This is a genomic window from Alicyclobacillus sp. SP_1, assembly GCF_024706985.1.
Lineage (GTDB): Bacteria > Bacillota > Bacilli > Alicyclobacillales > Alicyclobacillaceae > Alicyclobacillus_I.
Genome location: NZ_JAMCCX010000023.1, coordinates 1 through 20,228, shown reverse-complemented (window position 1 = coordinate 20,228; position 20,228 = coordinate 1). Strand labels below are relative to the sequence as shown.

27 protein-coding genes are annotated in these 20,228 nt (G+C 56.9%); 26 read left to right on the top strand and 1 reads right to left on the bottom strand.

Annotation, left to right across the window (positions count from 1 at the left end):
• Positions 1–13 precede the first annotated feature (13 nt).
• The 23 genes from M4I36_RS07450 (at position 14) to M4I36_RS07340 (ending at position 18,184) form a co-directional block, all read left to right on the top strand.
• Positions 14–481, top strand: a complete 468-nt coding sequence (locus tag M4I36_RS07450) for a single-stranded DNA-binding protein (RefSeq protein ID WP_258111106.1) — start codon at positions 14–16, stop codon at positions 479–481.
• A gap of 21 nt (positions 482–502) precedes the next feature.
• A complete protein-coding gene (locus M4I36_RS07445) occupies positions 503–685 on the top strand; it encodes a hypothetical protein (RefSeq protein WP_258111105.1) in 183 nt (60 codons plus the stop codon).
• A 56-nt stretch (positions 686–741) separates the two neighbouring features.
• Positions 742–1,224, top strand: a complete 483-nt coding sequence (locus M4I36_RS07440; protein ID WP_258111104.1) for a hypothetical protein — start codon at positions 742–744, stop codon at positions 1,222–1,224.
• A gap of 35 nt (positions 1,225–1,259) precedes the next feature.
• Positions 1,260–1,619: a YgiT-type zinc finger protein gene (locus M4I36_RS07435; protein WP_258111103.1), complete on the top strand. Its 360-nt coding sequence runs from the start codon at positions 1,260–1,262 to the stop codon at positions 1,617–1,619.
• A gap of 186 nt (positions 1,620–1,805) precedes the next feature.
• Positions 1,806–3,374: an AAA family ATPase gene (locus M4I36_RS07430; RefSeq protein WP_258111102.1), complete on the top strand. Its 1,569-nt coding sequence runs from the start codon at positions 1,806–1,808 to the stop codon at positions 3,372–3,374.
• 3 nt (positions 3,375–3,377) lie between these two features.
• Positions 3,378–3,527, top strand: coding sequence for a hypothetical protein (locus M4I36_RS07425; protein ID WP_258111101.1), 150 nt, complete (start codon positions 3,378–3,380; stop codon positions 3,525–3,527).
• Entirely contained in the window at positions 3,511–3,819 is a 309-nt protein-coding gene (locus M4I36_RS07420; RefSeq protein ID WP_258111100.1) for a DUF4258 domain-containing protein, read from the top strand. The genes M4I36_RS07425 and M4I36_RS07420 overlap by 17 nt, the downstream gene beginning before the upstream one ends.
• Entirely contained in the window at positions 3,819–3,980 is a 162-nt protein-coding gene (locus M4I36_RS07415; RefSeq protein ID WP_258111099.1) for a hypothetical protein, read from the top strand. The genes M4I36_RS07420 and M4I36_RS07415 overlap by 1 nt, the downstream gene beginning before the upstream one ends.
• A 76-nt stretch (positions 3,981–4,056) precedes the next feature.
• On the top strand, positions 4,057–4,854 hold the full coding sequence (locus tag M4I36_RS07410; protein ID WP_258111098.1) for an ArdC family protein: 798 nt from the start codon (positions 4,057–4,059) through the stop codon (positions 4,852–4,854).
• A 55-nt stretch (positions 4,855–4,909) separates the two neighbouring features.
• Positions 4,910–5,443 (top strand): apolipoprotein A1/A4/E family protein, encoded by a 534-nt coding sequence (locus M4I36_RS07405; protein WP_258111097.1) that lies wholly within the window; start codon positions 4,910–4,912, stop codon positions 5,441–5,443.
• Positions 5,444–5,555: 112 nt separating this feature from the next.
• Positions 5,556–6,611: a DUF6094 domain-containing protein gene (locus tag M4I36_RS07400; protein WP_258111096.1), complete on the top strand. Its 1,056-nt coding sequence runs from the start codon at positions 5,556–5,558 to the stop codon at positions 6,609–6,611.
• Between the two features lie 90 nt (positions 6,612–6,701).
• The gene (locus M4I36_RS07395) at positions 6,702–9,839 is read left to right on the top strand and encodes a DEAD/DEAH box helicase (protein WP_258111095.1); all 3,138 of its coding nucleotides are present in this window, start codon (positions 6,702–6,704) and stop codon (positions 9,837–9,839) included.
• Between the two features lie 778 nt (positions 9,840–10,617).
• Positions 10,618–10,767 carry a hypothetical protein gene (locus M4I36_RS07390; protein ID WP_258111094.1) on the top strand — a complete coding sequence of 50 codons (150 nt, stop codon included), beginning with the start codon at positions 10,618–10,620 and terminating at the stop codon, positions 10,765–10,767.
• A gap of 35 nt (positions 10,768–10,802) precedes the next feature.
• Entirely contained in the window at positions 10,803–11,312 is a 510-nt protein-coding gene (locus M4I36_RS07385) for a CHC2 zinc finger domain-containing protein (RefSeq protein ID WP_258111093.1), read from the top strand.
• Between the two features lie 80 nt (positions 11,313–11,392).
• Positions 11,393–12,550 carry a DNA polymerase III subunit beta gene (dnaN, locus tag M4I36_RS07380; RefSeq protein WP_258111092.1) on the top strand — a complete coding sequence of 386 codons (1,158 nt, stop codon included), beginning with the start codon at positions 11,393–11,395 and terminating at the stop codon, positions 12,548–12,550.
• A 13-nt stretch (positions 12,551–12,563) separates the two neighbouring features.
• Complete coding sequence (locus M4I36_RS07375; RefSeq protein ID WP_258111091.1) at positions 12,564–12,926, top strand: DUF6573 family protein; 363 nt, start codon at positions 12,564–12,566, stop codon at positions 12,924–12,926.
• A 108-nt stretch (positions 12,927–13,034) separates the two neighbouring features.
• Positions 13,035–13,823, top strand: a complete 789-nt coding sequence (locus M4I36_RS07370; RefSeq protein WP_258111090.1) for a phage antirepressor KilAC domain-containing protein — start codon at positions 13,035–13,037, stop codon at positions 13,821–13,823.
• 64 nt (positions 13,824–13,887) lie between these two features.
• Complete coding sequence (locus M4I36_RS07365) at positions 13,888–14,217, top strand: hypothetical protein (RefSeq protein ID WP_258111089.1); 330 nt, start codon at positions 13,888–13,890, stop codon at positions 14,215–14,217.
• A complete protein-coding gene (locus M4I36_RS07360) occupies positions 14,217–14,834 on the top strand; it encodes a hypothetical protein (RefSeq protein WP_258111088.1) in 618 nt (205 codons plus the stop codon). The genes M4I36_RS07365 and M4I36_RS07360 overlap by 1 nt, the downstream gene beginning before the upstream one ends.
• A complete protein-coding gene (locus M4I36_RS07355) occupies positions 14,716–15,450 on the top strand; it encodes a hypothetical protein (RefSeq protein ID WP_258111087.1) in 735 nt (244 codons plus the stop codon). Before M4I36_RS07360 ends, M4I36_RS07355 begins: the two co-directional genes overlap by 119 nt.
• A 43-nt stretch (positions 15,451–15,493) precedes the next feature.
• The gene (locus tag M4I36_RS07350; RefSeq protein WP_258111086.1) at positions 15,494–16,444 is read left to right on the top strand and encodes a Mov34/MPN/PAD-1 family protein; all 951 of its coding nucleotides are present in this window, start codon (positions 15,494–15,496) and stop codon (positions 16,442–16,444) included.
• On the top strand, positions 16,441–17,259 hold the full coding sequence (locus tag M4I36_RS07345) for a ThiF family adenylyltransferase (protein WP_258111085.1): 819 nt from the start codon (positions 16,441–16,443) through the stop codon (positions 17,257–17,259). Before M4I36_RS07350 ends, M4I36_RS07345 begins: the two co-directional genes overlap by 4 nt.
• Positions 17,260–17,314: 55 nt before the next feature.
• A complete protein-coding gene (locus tag M4I36_RS07340) occupies positions 17,315–18,184 on the top strand; it encodes an RpnC/YadD family protein (protein ID WP_258111084.1) in 870 nt (289 codons plus the stop codon).
• Positions 18,185–18,240: 56 nt separating this feature from the next.
• On the opposite strand, the gene M4I36_RS07335 is transcribed toward M4I36_RS07340, so the two are convergent.
• Positions 18,241–18,528, bottom strand: coding sequence for an AbrB/MazE/SpoVT family DNA-binding domain-containing protein (locus M4I36_RS07335; RefSeq protein ID WP_258111083.1), 288 nt, complete (start codon positions 18,526–18,528; stop codon positions 18,241–18,243).
• Between the two features lie 579 nt (positions 18,529–19,107).
• Here M4I36_RS07335 and M4I36_RS07330 point away from each other — a divergent pair.
• The 3 genes from M4I36_RS07330 (at position 19,108) to M4I36_RS07320 (ending at position 20,225) form a co-directional block, all read left to right on the top strand.
• The gene (locus tag M4I36_RS07330) at positions 19,108–19,380 is read left to right on the top strand and encodes an AbrB/MazE/SpoVT family DNA-binding domain-containing protein (RefSeq protein WP_258111082.1); all 273 of its coding nucleotides are present in this window, start codon (positions 19,108–19,110) and stop codon (positions 19,378–19,380) included.
• The gene (locus tag M4I36_RS07325) at positions 19,377–19,769 is read left to right on the top strand and encodes a hypothetical protein (protein WP_258111081.1); all 393 of its coding nucleotides are present in this window, start codon (positions 19,377–19,379) and stop codon (positions 19,767–19,769) included. Before M4I36_RS07330 ends, M4I36_RS07325 begins: the two co-directional genes overlap by 4 nt.
• Before the next feature lie 159 nt (positions 19,770–19,928).
• Positions 19,929–20,225 (top strand): transposase, encoded by a 297-nt coding sequence (locus M4I36_RS07320; RefSeq protein ID WP_258111080.1) that lies wholly within the window; start codon positions 19,929–19,931, stop codon positions 20,223–20,225.
• Positions 20,226–20,228 lie beyond the last annotated feature (3 nt).

The following is a 20,228-nucleotide window of genomic DNA, read 5'->3' as shown; positions in this document are numbered from 1 at the left end:
GGAGCGAAAACGCATGATGAATCGTATTGTCCTCATTGGACGCCTGACCCAGGACCCGGAACTGCGCTATACGAACAGCGGTACGGCGGTTGCGAGCTTCACGCTCGCCGTCGACCGTGCCCGTCCGAATGCGGCCGGAGAACGGGAGACCGACTTTGTGAACGTCGTCGTGTGGCAAAAGCAAGCCGAGACGGTGGCGCAGTATTTGCAAAAAGGCCGCTTGGCCGCCGTCGATGGAAGGCTTCAGATTCGGTCGTACGAGAACCGCGAGGGACACAAAGTCCGCGTCGCAGAAGTCGTCGCCGAGTCGGTGCGTTTCCTGGACAAGGCGAACAACGGTACCAGTAGCCCTTCGGCTACACCGCCGCGACCGGTGACAGGTTCGATCCCGGTGCAGCCCGCTCCTCGGGGGCCTGCGGGGTATGAGGACGACCCGTTTGCCGACGATATGGACCTCTCCGACGACGATTTACCATTTTAAGAACCAAGGAGACGAGAAACGATGGCTTCCAAACGCGTGATCGCGATGACGAAAGATCAGAAAGCCGCGAAGAAAGTTGAGCGGTTTTACACGAAAAAAGGCGTGCTCTGCTGGACGAAACACAATCCAGACGGCACGTACGTGCTGCTTGCCGGAGTTCCGGAAGCGGTGCGCCTCGCCAAAGATGTTGTAGCACACCACTAAACCACGAAAGGGGGCAGCCCTCTCGGTCACCACGACGAGAGGGGGAACCTCTCTTCGTGGCAGAGCCGATGGGCATGTTCATGGGTCATCCATCTCAATCCTTGACCGTTTGTTCGGACACGTCCTGCCTCCGACGCCGACAGGCGTGGCAGAAAGGGACTGTAGCCTCTGAGCAGCAAACCGAAAGGGTCCTTCAACGACTGGAACACAACGTAGACGTCCTTTGGACCAAGCATCTCGATGAGCGAGAGGTCTCTCGCAAGATTTCGTCTTTGCAAACCACAGAGGCACTCAAAAACGGCAGTTGCATTTGGCATCGGCGTTTCTTGGACGCGACCGGGCGTTGGGTCGACAAATGGATTTGGCTTGGATACGCCAAAACAGGTCACAAAACGTATCGGCCACTCCATCTGGTGCTCTGCCAGAAGCAAGGGGAGGCTTGGATCACGGTTCTGACGGTCTACGATCCGTCGGATTCGAATGGGTTGTGGGATAAAACCTTTACGCAACGGATGTGTTGGCATACCGACCCTCTATAATAGGAGTAGGACATGTCCGCAGGAGGTTGAAAACCATGCTTCGAGAACCCGATATTCGTGAAGAGAGGGTGCGCGCGATGTTGCGTTTAAAAGCGGCCCTTTGGGCCCATGGCGACGAGTCTTTGCTGTTGGAACGTTCGATCACGGCCTACCAGGAACCGATATACGATCTGCCGGAAACGGTGACGTGTTCCGAGTGTGGACACACCTTATCCGTGCGCGGAACCGATTATCCGGTTCCAGAGCGAAACGTCGTGATTCGCGACGTCCCTTTTGGATACTGTGAGCACTGCAACACGCTCACGGGCAGCCTGTTTTTGATGGCGGCCCTCGATGCGTATGCAGAACAGATGGAACCGAATGCTTCGATGACCTTAGAAGAAGCGCTTCGATAAACCAAGAACCAAGGATCGTTCACGCCTGAAGACTCGGCGAATCTTGAAGACCAGTACTGACCGGGGATACCCCTTGGTTTGTGCTGGTCTTTTGCATACACCCCTCCGTGCGGGGTTTTTCCAAGCCCCGCACGGCTGCGTGGGGCTTGGCGTTTGTCCAAAACCACTCAGAGAGGGTCGATGACCATGAAACTCATGGCGATGCAGGTTGAGAACTTTCGCTGCTTTGCACAAGAAAGTTTCCGATTTCACGATGGAGAGAATCTTTTATTAGCCCACAACGCCCAAGGGAAGTCGTCGACGTTCGAAGCGATCGTCTGGTGTCTCTTTGGCACGGACGGGGCCGGCAAAAAGAACGCCGATACGCGCCTTCTGCGCCATGGCACCAAGACGATGCGCGTGGAGACGTCCTGGCAGACGGAGAGCGGACAAACCCTCACCTTTCTTCGCATCAAACCGGAGCAGGGTGCGGTCCAACTCCTGATGAACGGCAACAAGGCGAAACCAGGAGCCGTGGAACGATGGTTTGGCGACGTCTCGACGTTCCTCTCCATCTTTGCTCCGGGATATTTCAGCGGTCTGGAGCCGAAAGAAGCCAAAGCGGTGCTGGCTCGCGTCGGTCAAGTGGACGTGGCCACAGTGCTGATGTACCTGGACGACGCCGACCGCGACTATCTCTCGACGCTGACCTTGGGTATGGGTATGGACTCGGCTGACGTGCTTCTGAAACAGCTGCGACAGGAGCAAAGAGAACGAGAGGCCGAGTTGCTAAGGCTGGAAGGCAGCCTGAACGCCTGGAAAGCCGAACTCTCCGCCTCGAAGCCGGAGCCTTACGTGCCGTCTCTCGATGCCGCGAAACTGGCTATGGTGGAGGCCACGAAAAAGGACATGGTGCGCCTGGAGATGCTCTTGGAGAAAGTGCCCCAAGAGAGACTTGAGTGCGAGAAGCGTCTGAACGAGGCGCGCGCACGCTACGTGGAGATGAAACAAGGGATCGTACCGGACATCGAGGACCGTTGTCCGACGTGTCACCAGGTGCTGCCCAAAGAACAACAAGCGATCGCCCACAACAAGCGTCTGGCGAAGAACGGCAAAATCCAAGTCTTGCTGCGCGAGATCCAACAAGAGGGAGAGCGCTTGAAACGTCAGTTGGAGCAGATGTCGAGTCCCGACTACACGCGCGCCTGGCAAGAGAAGCTCGCGTCGCATCGAGCGAGCCTCGCTTCGTACGCGGACCTTGCACAACAGGAACAAGCCGCGATGGTCGAGTACCAGGCGAAAAAAATACGGTGGGAGCATGCGAAGCAAAGCTACGACACCGCGAGAACCGACCACGCGCGATGCACGGCCCAACTGGAACACGTCACGTCGCGCATCGAGGTGCTGAAACGGTTCCAGTGGCGGTATGTACAAGTCCAAAATCGGCAGTTGAATGCGCCGCTGGTGCACGCGAAGCTGGAACTCTTTCGCGTCTCGGAAGACGGCGAAATCAAAGAGGCGTTTGGCGTGACGTGGCAGGACAAGCCGTACCGCACGCTGTCGACGTCCGAACGCGTCCGGTGCGACCTCGAAATCTCGAGACTGCTCATGGCGCTGGCGGTACCGGAAGTGTTGCCGGTGTTCATCGACAACGCGGAGAGTGTGGAGCGCCTGTATGAGGAGACGTTCGCAGGCCAAGCCATCGCCGCACGCGTCGCCGACTGCGACCTGACCGTGACCCAACCGTCGTCGAGCGTCCTATCGAAGGGAGCCTAAAGCATGGGCATCTCAGACAGGTTGTTCGCAGACGACGAGACGGTGCTCTCGGAAATGTTACAAAACGACCTCGAAGGCACGTTAGCCTCGGTGCTGACGGTCCGTCGCGGTCCACTCGAAGAGGAGGGTGAACGGAATGACCGTCACGCTTAATCCAACCTACACCGAACATGCTGTCCGTCGCATCCTGGAACGACACGTGCCGATTGACGTGGTGACCAACGTCGCCAAACACGGTGTGACCGTCCAGCGCAACCGACACCGGATCATGAAACGCGGCGAATGGGGCGAGCAACCGATTCATGTCGTCGTCGACCCACGCCACAACAGCATCGTCACGTTGTACGTGGCGAACGAATGGGAGTCAGGCGTATGGGTGCGTCATGTCCGACGCCACCGCGATCCGTTGAGATGTGAGAACGCCTCGCTAGGAGGTAATTGCTGATGAAACGGCCGATCACCGTGGTGTGCTGTGCGCTGTGTGGCAAACACTTGGCACGAAGGCACGCATGGAACGACCAGAATGGGCACCTCTACTGCTCGGCGACGTGTCTGAACCATCGGCTGTGGTTCACGCCAGAAGCGTTGGAAGCATTACGGAAATAAGAGCTTCTTCACGCCCGGCCACGCGGGACATCTTCACCGTCCCTCGTGGCAAGGGGCGGGATGGGAGCGAATCCATATGCACGACAAAGTCCAAGAAGCCATGTCACGGTTGGAACAGGGATTGGAGCAGTTGCTCTCGGAAGACGCGTGGAAACGTTATCTGCGCTGTCAGGCGCGGTTCCACACGTACAGCTTTCAAAACACTCTGCTCATCTCGTTGCAACGCCCTGAAGCGACGCGCATCGCAGGATTTCAAACGTGGAAAACGATGGGTCGGCACGTTCGCAAGGGAGAGCAAGGGATCATGATCCTAGCGCCCCTCCTCGCGAAAACGTCCGAAACCACACCAGAACGGTCTCTCGTGGGTTTTCGCACCGTGTACGTCTTCGACGTATCGCAAACGGAAGGCAAGCCGTTGCCGGAAGTCTCCGTTCCTCGTCTCGAAGGCGATGCGGCGATTTGGCCGAGGTTACGGGATGCCTGTCCCTATCCCATCACAGAGACACCCGACTTACACGGGGCCAACGGCTGTTTTCATGGGGTTCAGCAGAGCATCTCCTTGCTCCAGAGCCTAGAGGAGCAACACAAAGCGAAGACCCTGATCCACGAATGGGCGCATGGACTCCTTCACGCCGCGCCGGATAGCGAGCGCGTCGAGGCGTCGGAGATACAAGAGTTGGAAGCAGAATCGGTAGCGTTTGTGGTCTCCGATGCCCTGGGGTTGGATACGTCGTCGTACTCGTTCGGGTACATTGCGCATTGGGCCGGGAAAGACACCAACGAACACCTGAAAAGGAGTGGGGGTCGAATTCAAAAGGCGGCCCACCGTATTTTGCAATCGCTCCAACCGATGTCATCGTCTCAGGCCAGTTAAACAGACCCATGGGAGGTGACGCGATCTTAGCCGCATGTGCTATGATCGGAGACAAATGAACTCACGGAACGGCGGTGTCCTTATGGACGATGAACCCAAAAACGAACAAAACAATCTACGCATTGTCTCGTGGCAAGCGCTCAATTATGAACTCACCCGCATGGATCAAGACATTCGAGAAGTGAAGGCCGAAGTCCGTGAAGTCAAATCGGATATTCGCGCACTCGACCAAAAAATCGACCGTCTCGATCAAAAAATTGACCAACAAGGGAACGAACTGCGCCAAGAGATTCGACATCTCGATACGAAGTTAGAGTCTCTTACATCCAAGATGGATACGAAGGTTGAGTCTCTTGCATCCAAGATGGATACGAAGGTTGAGTCTCTTGAATCCAAGATGGATGCGAAGTTAGAGTCTCTTGAATCTAAGATGGATGCCAAGTTTGAGTCTCTTGAATCCACGATGGATGCGAAGTTTTTGTCCATTGAAATGAAACTGTCCGGGCGAACGAGTGTCTGGACTGCGGTTCTGGTCGGCTTATTGACCGCGGGCATTGGCGTCATGGCGACGTTATTGGCCGTTCGTTAAATTGACACAAAACCGACGAAGGTGAGGTGAAACCCACCGTCTTGCTTGACTTGGAGACGGTGGGGGATGCCCTTGCCGTTTCCAAGGAGGAGCAAGGTCGGCTGGGACGCAGATGCGATTTGAAGGCGTGGCCAAAGCAGGGTACTATCCAACTCCAGCATCTCAAGTGGCGCGGATTTTGCACCATTTGGACTTCGAGGGTCCAACGCGGTTGTTCGACCCGTGTGCGGGTGAAGGCTTGGCTTTGAGACAACTCCAAGACTCGGCTGCGCCAGGCAGCGTATCGTACGGCATCGAGTTGGACAAAGCACGCGCAGAAAAAGCACAGGCGTGTCTCGATCACGTGGTCGCCTGTGGCTACGAATCGGCGAGGGTCACACCCGCCAGCATGCAGTGCTTGTTTCTCAATCCGCCCTACGACCAGCGCTACGGGCAAGGCGGCCTAGAGTCGCGTAGCGAACTGTATTTTCTTCGGGACTTGTCGAAGTACGTCGCGCCAAACGGTATCTTGGTCTTTCTGGTGCCGCGATACATCCTTGGCAAAGACCTGGTCCAGTCCCTCGTCAACCGATATACGGATCTCTCGTTCTATCGGTTCGAAGACGACGCCTACGACGTGTTTTCCCAAGGGGTCGTGTTCGGACGCCGTCGCGAGAAACTGTTGCAGACGAACCGAGACCTCACGGATACAGAACGTCAAGTGGCTAACGCTATGGTCGCGGTCCACAAGGATGCCTCGCTGCCCATCCCGGTCTTAGGCACCGGAGATACACGGTGGCGCGTCCCTGCGGCTTGGAGCCTCGACGAGCCGATTCTGTTTCGTGGCGCCTTGCTCGATGAGGCAGAACTCCTTCAGGATCTCGCGACGAGCGATGTGTTTCGCATCGCGGAAAACCTCTTGGATGCGTCCGCAGATAGGGCCGAATTGAAGCGACCGCTGTTGCCGTTTCGACGGACCCATCTCGCCACGCTGATTGCGGCTGGGGCTTTGGACGGTGCGATAGGCGTGGGTGAGACGCGGCATTGGGTCGTCGGCATCACGCGCAAACACGTTTCGCGAGACATCACCGAAGACGAACGCGGCAACGCCGTCGTGTTGGATACCGAACAGTACGTCACGGTCGTTCGAACCGTGGAACCGAACGGACGCATTCTCGACCTGCAATAAACCCATATCCCAAAGGAGGCGAATCGCCCCGGCACAAGAAAACCGCCGGGGCACACGCCTCGGTGGATCGTGTGTGCGGGTCGAACCCACATGTTCCTACTGCGATATCGAGACGACAAGAATGATATGGAAGCCAGAACCCACCTGTTGGTCTGGCGCAACGCCACAGAAGGCAGCGTCCACGAACTGGTGGCTGTGGGTCTCTTGGATTTGGACCAAAGTACCAGAGCCCTCTCGGCGCGCATCCTCAAAGGACAGCGTACGGACGTCTTTGCCTCGACCCGAGACTACGAGCCGTTCGTACGTCTCCAAGCGAAAAAGCAGCACCACCGTTTCGTGGCGCGGCCGCTGAGTAAGAAACTGACGCATCTGTTGATGCTGCCGAAAGCCGCCGTCGACGACGTCTTGGAAGACGACACGCCTCGGATTCTTTTGCACCCGCAGGGCGGTGCCATCGAAGCGCTGTTTTTGCGGCGATTCGCGAACGACTTCCATCTACCCTACCTGGCCGAGTGGTCGAAACCGATCTGGGACACCTGCCGAGAACGAGGCTTGGTCTCGGAACTGTCGGTCTGGACGGACCCACGGGTTGAGGCTTGGCGAGGGTGTCAGGCGTATGACCTGCGGATGACCGAAACGGAAGCCGTATCGCTCGTCTCGGAACTCCTTGCAACGGGTGTTCTCGTGCTGCCGGAAGGCATCACCGAGGCTCCGAGCCTTCGTGACACGCTGCAGGCGGACGACCACGGAGACTACCGAGTCCTCGACTACTTGCAGACGTATGCGCCGCACCTGGCGACGACGGTCGAAGCCTTGGCCAAGCCCTCGCACGATCTCGACCGACCCATCGACCCAGCCATGGCTACGATGGCGCGCACGCCGTTCCCTGCCCAAGCGCATACCGCTCAAGCCATTTTGACCGGTTTGTCGCAGCAAAAGGGCGTGTTCTGCAGTTCCGATATGGGCACCGGTAAGAGCATCCTTTCTCTCGCCGTCGCCCACGCGCTGTCCCAACGGACGAAACGTGGGTGTGCGGTCCTGCTGTTAGTACCGGGGATTACGGTGCCGAAGTGGGTGCGGGATGAGATCGGACGGACCTTACCGGAGGCGCCTACGCGCGTGTTGGATTCTTGGCGAGACTTGGTACGCTACCGCAACACGTCGGTACGCTACGGCCAAAAGGCTCCACTGGAGTTTCATCTTCTGTCTCGGGATACGGCGAAACTTGGCATGCCCAAAGCGCCTGCATTGGTCTACCGAGCACGGATGGCGGTTTCGAATCCCGCCTCGTACGAGTCCGCTCCGACGAAAGGCCGCATCCTCTCCGACGTCTTTGTGTGTCCGGATTGCGGAGGCATTCAGCGCAAAGTCGAGAAACACGAGACGCTACCCAGTCGCGCAATGGATTTCGAGACCTTGCAGGAAGCGAAGCTCGGATTTGCCGATCTGGCGAGTGGATGGGTTGACGTCACGCATCCGAAGGCGGGCAGTACCGTCTTTTTGAATCACCATCAGCCGACCACCCAGCGTCCGAAGTTTTTGAAGTCGGTCACGGAGTATCACTGCTCGGAATGTGGGCACAACCTCATGCGTTTCCTCGTGCCCGAACGGGAGAACGTGTCCGGACTGCGAACGAGACGACTCGCTCCGGCGACCTTCATCCAACAGCATCTCAAGGGTTGGTACGACTTGGTCATCGTCGATGAGTTGCATCAGTTTAAGAACGCCAGCGGACAAGGAGAAGCCATGGGGGCCATCGTCGGAGCCGCGAAAAAAGTGCTTGGGCTCACCGGCACCCTCTCCGACGGCAAAGCCTCCAGCCTCTATCACCTGCTCTGGCGGATCGCACCGGGTAAGATGCTCGAAGATGGGTTCCATCCTCGTTCTCTGAACGCCTTTGTGCGTCGGTACGGAACGATGGAACAAAGAGGTCGGTTCGACCAAGACGACGTCAAAGTGGGTGGATCGATGACGGAACGTCGGGTGATTTTGAATCCACCCAAAGAAGTCCCTGGTCTCTCGCCAAGGTTGTTTGTTCAGCATCTGGCCGACCAATGCGTCTTTTTGGAACTGGGCGATCTCGGTCTGCCGCTCGTCGAACTCGAAGAGCGTCCCGTCTTCGTTGCGATGGATCCGGAACAGGAAGCGGCCTATAACGCGTTCCACATCGATTTGGAGGCCGAGATGAAACGCCAGTATGCGCTTGGGAACTCCAGAGCGTTTGCGTCCTTCATCCCAGCCGTCGTGAATGCGGCCAACCAGCCGTATCAATCGCAGACGGTGTGGCTCTCGGACGACGCATGCGTTTCGTTTCAAGCGACGTCATCCGAAACCGAGTGGACGCCCAAAGAACGCCAGCTCGTCTCCGACGTTCAGGCCGAACTGGCACAGGGGCGACGCTGCGTCGTCTACGTGCGCTACAGTGGCGAAGCCAAGCAGGACAAGCGTTTGACGCAGGTGTTGCAACAGGCCGGGATTCGAGCCGAAACGCTCTCAGCGAGCGTTGCGCCCGAAGAGCGCGTCGCTTGGCTCGAACGGTCGTTGGAACGCGGTGTGGACGTGGTCGTCTGCAACGCCAAACTGGTCGAAGTCGGCCTCGATCTGCTCTCGCATCCGTCGCTGTTCTTCTACCAGTTCACGGACGAGATTGCGACGATGCGTCAAGCGGCACGACGCGCCTGGCGCATTGGCCAACATCGCCAGTGCAAGGTGTTCTACTACGTGTACCAAGGCACCTACGAGATGGCTCAGTTGTCTCGGATGCTCGCCAAGCGCTCCCATGCGATGCTGCTCGAAGGTCGCCTGGATCGCTCGGAAGTGGCCGCCTTCACGGCGACGGATGGCCAATCGGCTTCAACTTACGCCATTGCCCATTGTCTTTGCGACGTCGCAGACTTATCGAGTCAGTGGATGGCCATGGCCGACAAAGACATTCCGCAGGGCGTCACGATGCTCGCGGAAGCAGAGTTTCAAGTCGAGATCGGACGAGCCATGCAGCGCTTGGGTCAGGAGACGAAGCGACTGGCGGGCGTGGTCGATGCCGTGATGCTGGCAGAGCCCGTGCCGCAAGCGCCAGCGGTGCTGGTTGAAGCGGTCCTACCTCAAGACACGAGGGTGACCGAAGCGGTGACGCTCGGCGAGTGGAAGAAACGCTTGCCAAGTCAAGCCAAGAAAGTGCTCAAAAAACAAGGCGTCAGCGACGATCAACTGCTGCTGTTTGCGCTTTGAACCTCGGTGCCCATCATCGTGTCTCACCGAGCCATACTGAAGACCACTCCTCTAGGGGGTGGTCTTTTTTCGTTTCGAACGCGGATGGGAACGGGGGGCGTTTCGTGGGAAGTACCTGCGTTCTGTGCGCTCTGGATGCGCCTTCAGGACTTTTGGGGTTTCGCACAATCCGCTTTGGAGCCCCTTTCTCCGCCGGGTCGAGCGTTCTCAAGAACGCCCACCGCTTTGTTCCATGGATGGGAGAGAGTAGGCTTGTTTTCTAGGTTTGAAGGGAGTATGATGACGTTGTACAACACTTTTTCCATCCCAGCGCCTGAGTCACTCCGTGACGAGTTGTGGATGCATCAAGGGCTACTCCGTAGCGACACCTTGATAGACGTCGTAGGTCGCCTCTCACCGTCGTTGTCCCTGGGTTCCCAAGCACCACCTGTACCCTGACGTGCCAGCTTCGGGTTAAAGCAGTACCCAGGCACGGAGCAGACGTAAAACTGCTTACACTATGGCCTTCTGCGCAGCAGTCTGGTAAATTAAAGTGTCCAGGCGCAGATGTGATACACTTCGCGCAGTGACCCGCTGTGCTCATGCTGGCAGGCTTTTCGAACTGCCGAAAGACCCAAGCCGAGTAGGCTGGAAAACACCATACCGCAGGTTCTTTTTGGCCTGCTCATGAAAAGCGAACGCAAAAGCGTCTCGAGGATTTCCCATGGGGAAGTCGAGGGGCATTTTGGTGTTCGCTTTTTTGTGTTTTCTGGCCTCTTACCAAGGAGGAGGAAACGACATGACCAACCTGCAAGAATTCGATGAAGCCATGACTTGGATGCTTTTCGCACTCTGCGATGGCGACGGTCGGTGGCGGACAGAATTTCAAGATGTTCGTGTTGGTGACGTGCTTCCGGAACTCTCGGAAAACCATCCTTCGACGGCCTGAAAACGGCGTCGATGGGAAAGGAGATGTGACGTGGGATGAGGACGTTGGCTCATATTTTGGACGTTGCACAAGCCGCACAGCTGCCGCTCCGTCGCACGTCACGTGCCTCGGAATATCGCAGTCACTGTCCTTTTTGCCATGACGATGCTAGGCATTGGCACCTTTATTTGAGTGCCAGCAAAGATGCGTACTATTGTCACCGCTGTGGTGCGCATGGCGGAGTGATTCAATTCTACGCGACGTTGCACGAACTTTCGTTTGCACAAGCGAAAGAACGCTTGTATCCAGCGGGCAAAACAAGAAAAAGACATCCTGCCGAATCGCTTTCTCCAGAAGACTTGAAGCGACTCGGGTTTTTGTCGAAGCCTTGGGTGCGACCGCCGCATCTCTCCGAAAGGGAATGGCAAACCTACCGCCAACATTGTCTCGATTGGATTTGGTCAGCTTGGAAAGACCATGAGACGTGGGAGCGAGCGTTCACGGAACGTATGGAACGTCACTTCCGGGCGTGTGATGAACGTGCCTCCTTAAAACACGTGGAATGAGATCGCTCTCCCTGCCGCCGCAGGTTCTGTACTCAACAGACCTGCACGGCGGTGTGGGTCCAAAAAGGAGCGAATGCCAAATGAAACTCACCGTGCAACGGGATGCCTTGATGAAAGCGCTGCGTGAGATTGGACCGAACGTCGTGCCAAACTCCACGAGAGGCCACCAAAACGTCCGCCTTGTGGTCGACCAAGCGCAAGCACGCGTCGATCTCTTGGCCACGAATCCGGATGCCACGACCCGCGTCACCTTATGGGAACGCGTGATGGAATCCGACGTCCACATCGTGGAGGACGGTGAGGTGTGTGTCCCCTACCGCATGCTGCACGACGTCGTCGGGCGGAGCTTGGCGTCGCTGACGCTGGCATCGGAACACTGGGACCTCTTGGTCACCACGGGGAAACGCGAACTTCGTCTCTCCGGCTGCGATCCAACGCTCTTTGTCGCGTTCGGCAATCAAGCAGCGATGCAGACGACGGTCTCTATGGATGCTCGACGTTTAAAGCGGCTCATCAGCATGGTCGCCTATGCGGCATCCGACCAGGAGACGCGTCCCATTCTGACGGGCGTTCGGTTTCAACTCGATGGCTCTGTGCTCTTTGCGACGGCAACCGATGGCATGCGGTTATCGACCGTATCGTTGCCCGTAGACACCGATGCCGACAGAGTGGACCGGGTCCTGCCTGCCAAACTGCTCGACACGTTGGCCAAACACCTACCGGACGATGCGGAAGAAAGGGTCTCACTGGAATTCGGCCCGTCCGCCCTCACCGTATCCTGGGACGACGACGCGCATCGGTCTGTGATGCGTGCGCTTGATGGTACGTATCCCGACACGTCGCGGATTCTGCCACAAGGAGCTTCGCACGAACTGCGCCTGAATCGGGTCGAGTTGTTGCAAGCCGTCGAGGGCGTCGCCGTCTTTTCCGACGAGACGTACACCAAAGTCGAATTCGACTTTGAAGCGGACGGCGTGCGCATCTCTTCTCGCTCCCAACAGTTTGGCAGCGGCGTCGACAAGGTATCGTATGCGGAGTGCACCGAACCTCCAACATACCGGCTGTTGCTCAATGCAAAGCTCTTAACGCAGTTCCTGAAACAATGCCCCGGCGAGACGGTCTCGTGGAAACTGAACGGACCGAATCAACCGATCGTCCTGCAACCTGGGACTCAGGAAGAGGGAACCGTGCTTGGGCTGTTATCGCCCATGCGTCAAGCCGAACAGCAATCGGCGTGAAGGAGTGAACAACATGGAGTATCTCTCGGTGTATACCCGAGCCCAAGCCTTGGACGATGGCGTCTTGGTGGACGTCACGGAGCTTTCCAAAGAAGCGAGGATACGCTATCCGGTGGCGCTCACGAAAGCCCTCTACGAGGAGGTCTTCGTCCCAAGCGAAGCCGACGAACGGCTCGGTCAGTCCGTGACCGGACGGTTGTGGGACGCGTTGACGCTCTTTGCGTGGTATGCAAGGCGCATCAACGGCCACACGTTCCAGTATCCGCTGCGCGTACAGCGCGGTCATCGAGCGGTGGACGTGCTACTCAAAGCCGTGATCGGACCGGGCGATGACCTCGAACCGGTCATCACGCTTTTGCTGCCGCACGAAGACTAACCCAAAAAACAACAGGTCCTATCGATACCCGTCACGCCGGGTCCGAAACACTCCCCGGCGTGGTCCGTGGGGGAGTGTACGTCACACCAAACCACGGGAGGGTGCCTCATGGACAAGAAACTCGTGTTCGTAGCCAACGACCGACCGGTCACAGACAGTCTGACGGTCGCCGACGTGTTTGGGAAACGTCACGACAGAGTCTTACAAGACCTTCGAGATCTTGGATGCAGTGTCGAATTTCGACTCCACCATTTCGTGGAGTCCTCCTACACCAACCTACAACACCGGGTTATGCCTAAGTTTCTCATGACGGAGCAAGGATTCACCTTATTGGTCATGGGCTACACCGGTCAAGATGCGATGAGATTCAAAGAGGCTTATATTGCGGAATTCGACCGAATGCGACAAGAACTTCTACCTACGAACGGGAACGGTTCCGCACTCTTGCCGAAAACGTATCTGGAAGCGCTGAAAGCTTTGGTTATGCAAGTCGAGAGAAACGAGCAACTCGAAGCGGACAAGCTCGCTTTGGAGCAGTGTCTGGCCGAAGCAGCGCCTAAGTTGACTTATGTGGATCAGATTCTGGCGTCCCAAGACACCGTCTGCATCACGCAGATCGCGAAGGACTATGGACTCTCCGGCAAACGGCTCAATCTCATTCTGCACGATGCGGGCGTCCAGTACAAAATCAACGGTCAGTGGGTACTCTATGCCCGCTATCAACATCTGGGCTACACGCACTCCCACACCGTCCAGTACACTCGTTCCAGCGGAGAACGCGGCATACAACTGCAAACGGAGTGGACGCAAAAAGGACGCTTGTTCGTGCATGATGTGCTCACCCGGCGAAACATCGTCGCTTGCATAGACCGCAGGGAATCCTTTGAATCGGTTTAACCCGAGCACGGCGGGAATGTTTTCCTTCCTCCGTGCTGCAGGGAAGGAACAAGGAGCGACAGCGATGGAACGTCTTCTTCACCTTCACTGGGATCGACTCGTGCAGGCGTTACGCGCGATGCCGGACCCGGACCCTACCTACCTCGAATTCCTCCAAGCAGGGAAAACCCTCCTAGAGCACGTACGTTCTCAAGAGTTCACCAACGACGACTTATGGAACCTATCCACCGATGCCTTTCGTGCGGCCTGGCGTCTGCTGTCCGATGAGGAAGAGGATGCGGCCACCGTACAAACCCAGTTTCAGGCGGACGAGGAGGCATGGTCTGAGTTTTTAGCGGCCGTGTCTCGACTGCCTGCTCGCTGTGATCCCAGCCTCGGAGAGGAGTTTCTGTAATGGACGACGAGGAACGATATCACCTGGAAGCCTCCTTACTGCACCTGCTGTGCTTGCGCGATGTGTTGTGGCGCACCGGAGCGAAACATGCCCTCGACACCTGCGGTTGGCCGTACGGCGTGGATTGGAACGGGGGCGATGGAGCGTCGATTTATGCCGGGCAACTGGAGACGCTGCTGGAACTCATCGGCGTCGATTTGCAGGCAGAGCTGCATTTTGATCACACCGAAAACGTGGAGATGTGGGAGGATCTCAGACGCCTTCGCGGAGACTGGACCAAGGCAGAAACGTGGTGTTTTGTCTGGTTCTCGAGTTCCGATCCAAAGACGCTCGACACGTGGCAACACTTTCTGTTTTGGATCCGTCAGTCCACGGACGACGCATGGTACACACAGGACGATGCCTCAGGCTTTGGGTGGGCCATTGCGGAACCCACCGACGACGTTCTGATGGATGCCTGGATGTCGCTTATCGCGATTTGGGAGGTTGAAAACTACTATGAACACGTTGCAGATGCACGTGCATGGCGACGCTTGCGGGGATTCTCTGACGTTGCGGATGACGCCGAAAGCGATGCCTCAACTGGAGATTGTGGAGAACGGCGTCCATCACTATAAGACGGTGGGAATCCAGGAACTGCTCAAACTGCTGGACCGATCGCTCATCCTCGAACAACTCAAGCAGGTGGATCTGCGCCGTACGCGTCTGACCAGTCTACCGGAACGCGTCCTGGCGCTCGACACGCTGGAGTCGTCGTCGAGCCTCCGACATGCGGTGACAGCGTATGTGCCGTCCTTCGACTATCCCACGCTGTATCAAGAGCGCGTCTACTGCCTTCGCTATCCCACGCTCGTCTACCAAGTGGTGTGGGAAGAAACGACGCAACGGGTGCTCCAGGGTCGACTCGCCGTTGCCCTTGACGATACCGTGCGAGGAACGACCGCGCTCTATCGCTATCCGTTCTCCAATGTGTATCCGTCGGGGGCGGTGTGTTGGAGTGGGTTGCACGAGACGACGTGCGCTCTCGACGACGTTCAAGAAAAGATGTTGTTTGGGTTTTTGCAAACCCCGAACAACCGGGACTTGTTTGGCGTAGGGCATTCTCAAAACTCGCCTTACCGAGACTACCCAGCGTTTCTAGAAGCCGTCGAAGCAGAGCACGGGGTCCGATCAGAGTGGCTCATCCCACTCTCCTCGACGGTGGTGGAATGGCACGGGCAATACCGTGTTTAAGGTCACACGCTGCACAGAAAACACGCCAAGGAGCGATGAAACGATGACACTCGAACACCAAGACCAGATGTCCATCTTTGACCTTTTGCCTGAGGAAGAAGCGAAAGCTTTCAAGAGCGACGAACCAACGGCATCGAAGAAAAAAACGAAAACCACGGCACCCGCTGCATCGAAAGAAGAACCCGAACCGGACGTCTACGAGATCGACCGTGTCGTCTACTATGCGGGGCATCGCCTGGACGTACCGAGTCGTACCATGAAGCTTGAAGCGGTGCGTGCCTGGTTGGCAGAGCAGTTTCCCGAGCTGACGAAAGAACGGTGCGAACTGGTGTATGACGCAGAGAACGGCCACATCGTGCCGGTTCTCAAAGCGCACAAAAAAGGAACGGATCGTCCGCTCACGGTCTTTCGGACCCCACCGAGCGATCCTGTGCCACCGGTGTACCACTATCTCGACGCACACGGTACGACGTGGGAAATTCGGCAGACGCAGACGGGACGCTTTCAAGTCCCGCTGCGCGGTCAGGGAACGCTTGAACCCGACTCAGCGTTTCAAGCGAACCTCCCGAAGATGCCTTACGCGTGCTTAAGAGACATCGTCGCGCGCTGTCACGCAGAACCGGACGTCGAGCATCTTGCGTACGTGGTCTATGATCGGCGAAGCGGATTTGCCGTTCTCTGGCCCGAGCAGCATGCCAACGCAGTCTCCGTCGTCGGTCGCGGGGTGTTGGAACACGAAGACTTCTTTGTCGTCGCGCACATCCACAGTCACGGCCGATTGCCTGCGTTCTTCAGCAGCACGGACGATGCGGACGAGGTGCGAACGGGGCTCTACGGTGTGCTCGGCCGCTGTGACAAGGACCGTCCGGATCTGCTGTTTCGGATGTCCTGCGGTGGTCACTTCCGGCCGCTCGCTCCCGAGGTCCTCTTCGACGGCGACTTATCGACGCTGGTTGACACAGACTTCCTCAAGAAGACGGAGGAGGCCCGATGAGCAAACCCGTGCACGTCCTCGACCGAAGACAGTTGCAGAACGTCGTCTTGATCGGCGTCGGAGGCACCGGAGGCTACGTGTTGCAGCAGATGGCACGTCTTCTCTATAGCCTGAAAGAGCAAGGGGCGTCCGTTCCGGACGTCCTGCTCGTGGACGGCGATACGGTGGAAGAGAAGAATCTCTTGCGCCAGTACTTCTTGCCGCACGACGTGGGGAAAAAGAAAGCGACGGTCCTCGCGGAACGCTACGCCCGAGCCTACGGCTTGTCGATTGCGGCGTATCCGCACTATGTGACCAACGAAACCCCCGTCTCAGAGGTAGGCTTGTTCGAACCGGAGAGCGTCGTCGTCGCGTGCGTCGACAACGGCAGCACACGGCGCATCTTGCACGAGCAGTTGAACCGACAATCCGACGTCGTCTACATCGACAGCGGGAACAGTGCGGTCGCGATGCCGGAGCATCCGGAGCACCTGGACCGATACCAACTGGCGCACCTGAAAAACAGCGGTTGGGAAGGTCAAGTCGTCGTCGGTGTGCGTCGTCACGGTCAGACCGTGTTGCCGTTCCCCGGCGAAGTCTTCCCCGACCTCATCGAGGAAGACCAGCTGCCGACCGACGTCCGTTGCGGCGAGGTCTCGGTATCCAACCCACAGCGCCTGATGACCAACCTCATGGCAGCCACCACCGTCATGATGCTGCTGCACACGCTGCTGGCGGATGGGACGATTTTGCATCACCGCACGTTCTTTGAAGCGAGGCGCGGTTGGATGCGTAGCGACGCGGCCGTCGATGCGTTGCTCGAGGTGTCGGTGTGATGGGGATGGTCGAAGTTGACGCAATGGCTTATACTACTCTCAAAGGAGTGTACGAATGGCTGGACAAGATACGCTCATGAAAGCTTTAACGCACGCGTTGTCAGGCGGCGCTTTGGAAGTGCTTGGCGTCTATGACGTGGAGCTAGCAGAGTTCCTGCCAACCGAGTTGCCAGCGAATACGCTTCGCATGGACCGCTCGTGGCGAAGAACGGATGGGTCCATCTTTCACTTAGAGTTTCAAAGCAACCGAGAATCGACGCTGTATCGGTTCTTAGAATACGATGTTCGGTTAGCGCGGCAGTATGAGACCACTATCCGAACGGTGGTGCTGTATCACTCGAACGTGACGGATGCACCGTCAGAATTGGACATCGGCACCGCTTTGTACCGCGTAGAAAATGTGTATCTGTCGACCCTACAAGGCGACGTGGCCCTTGACGAGGTGGAACAACACCTCACCATGGGGCAATGGGAGCCGGGTGACCGAATGCGATTGGCTCTGGCGCTGTCTATGCACGTCGGGAACCAGCCTCAGGCATTGGAGCGCGTACTGCGGCTCACCCCGCAGGTGCCCGACGAGACGGAGCGCGAGCTCGTCGTCGGAACCATGCTGGCGCTAGGTGAACACTCTTTGAGTGCTGAACAAAGAATCCGGTTGCAAAAGGAGTTGAGACGCGTGTCGAGAATTGCGGAAGAACTGTATCAAGAGGGGCGTCAAGAAGGGCGTCAAGAAGGGCGTCAAGAAGGACGTCAAGAAGGACGTCAAGAAGGACGTCAAGAGGGGCGTCAAGAAGGACGTCTGGAGGGGTTGGCCACGGTTGCCGAGCGGATGTTTCGCAAAGGAGCCAGCCTCGCCGAAGTGGTTGACATGACGGGCCTTAGTGAAAAAGAGGCCAAAGCGATTCAAAACAAGCTCGTGCACTGAGCCGAGCCCATCCGCCGACGGCCGCAAGGCTTTCGGCGGTTTTTTTGTGGCATGGGTCATGCCTTCGCAGACGATGGATGCGCCTCGGCCAGTGCTTTCAACGCTTCCCGGCAATGGGGGCAAAGGTACGCGCCTTTGTACCACCGAGCCCCTTCGGTGTCCAGGTGGTACGTTTCGCAAAACAGACAACCCACGGTGTATCTGCGCAGCACAAGATGGTCCTGGTCGGTGAAAAATTCAATCGAATCCCCGTTTTCGATCTGCAACGTCCGTCGCAACTCGATGGGTAGTACGAGTCTTCCTAAACTATCCAACTTTCGAGACATTCCCGTAGACAACACCATGCAGCATCCTCCTCTTGTCCTGAAGACGGACGTATTCCGGTCTTGAACCTTCCTCCATCCCAGAGCCTTGCCACCCCCATGAAGGGTAGTGTACTGGGTCAGGGTGAAAGAAGTAAAGGAACCTTGCGTACTCTTTGAATGAACACGTCCACGCCACCAGAAGACATCCACGCTCAACGCTTCTTCTCATTCTGCGATCCGCAGACACGTAGTACTTCTGCGTATCTCATCGCATTTGCTGACACAGGGACGTTTAGCTGCATCATGGCAGAAGGCAGCATCGTTTCGAAGGTGCAACCCAAGGTCGTTCGTAAGCATCTTTGAGACATGCGGTCAACCGCCGATGAGTACGCCTCCGAAAGAAGGTAAGTGCTCTTGAATATACTCAAAACTTGACCAAAAGAACCCTCCATTCCGCCCATAAAAAGGTTCTCATTAAGTAGCGATAATGTATGCGTATCGCTAGTAATGTTGACTGTTCAAACTTTTCTGACATCATGCTTTGGACCGTCTCTCGTTTCATCTTGTGTATGTTATACTTCCTCGTGACATGCATTTTAACGTTTGGAGGCGAAGTCTATGTTGTCGATCGCGCGTGTTTCTCCTCGATATCAGCTGACCCTACCGCAAGACGTGCGTCAGGCGCTCGGATGCGAACCGAACGACCGGATCGCGTTTCGCTCCGACGCGTCCGGTCGCATCTATATTGAGAATATGAAAGCGATTGAAGTGTCCTCGGTGCGTGGGATGCTTCGTCCGGCAGACGACGATGCAGCAGAAACCGAAGTCGCCTATCGGACATATCGCGATGCGTCTGTCGATGGGTTCACGGATGGGGGCGACTTCGAATGAGCGACAAAGTTCTCACCGCAGACCTCATCGTCGACTTTCTGCTGGATGGACCGCACGCCGACGACCTGGCCCGAGAGCTTCAAGCCTCGGAAGTCGATGCTCGAAAACTGTGGGTGGATGCTGTGGCCGTCGCGGAAGCTTGTCGCCTGCTAGCGTTGGTCGATCCCCCTCTCCCTCCCCGGACGATAGCAGACGCCCTCGCCCGCTTCCTCGTCCTCTCCGGCATCCGAAGCACCGAACGCGAGGCGCTCCTGAATGCGCTCGACGAGTACGGCCGAACGGATCGCTCGTTTCCGGAAGCTTGGTGGACCCAACAGGCCGTTCTCTTTGGCGCGTCGATTCTTCCTGCGACGGTGCACGTCGGAGATGCGTTGGAGAAAACGGAGTAAAGCGAGAGGCGGAGGCTCCGCCGCTCTCGCCCTGCGACAGAGAACGTGGGCGATTCGAAGGCTTGACCTTGGGGGATTGGCATGTCGTACCCATCGGCAGTATAGTGGATCCAGGAATTCAGACAAGTTGAAAGGGGTCATGTAAGCTATAATCGGCATATGAGAAAACATTACACGGCAGCATTCAAAGCACAGGTCGTTGTGGAACTTTTGAAAGAGGAAAAAACGGTCAGCCAGATTTCATCAGAGTACGGCATTCATTTTACCATGCTCCATAAATGGAAAAAGACTGCTCTTGAAAATCTTGCCTCGGTATTTGAGGATGAGGAGAAGAAGAGCACGACCGTCTTGAAAAAGCAGCATGAAAAGGAAACCGAAGAACTCTATTCGAAGATTGGGAAACTCTCGACCCAACTCGAATGGCTCAAAAAAAAAAGTGGGCTTGATGTGGAGTAGAGC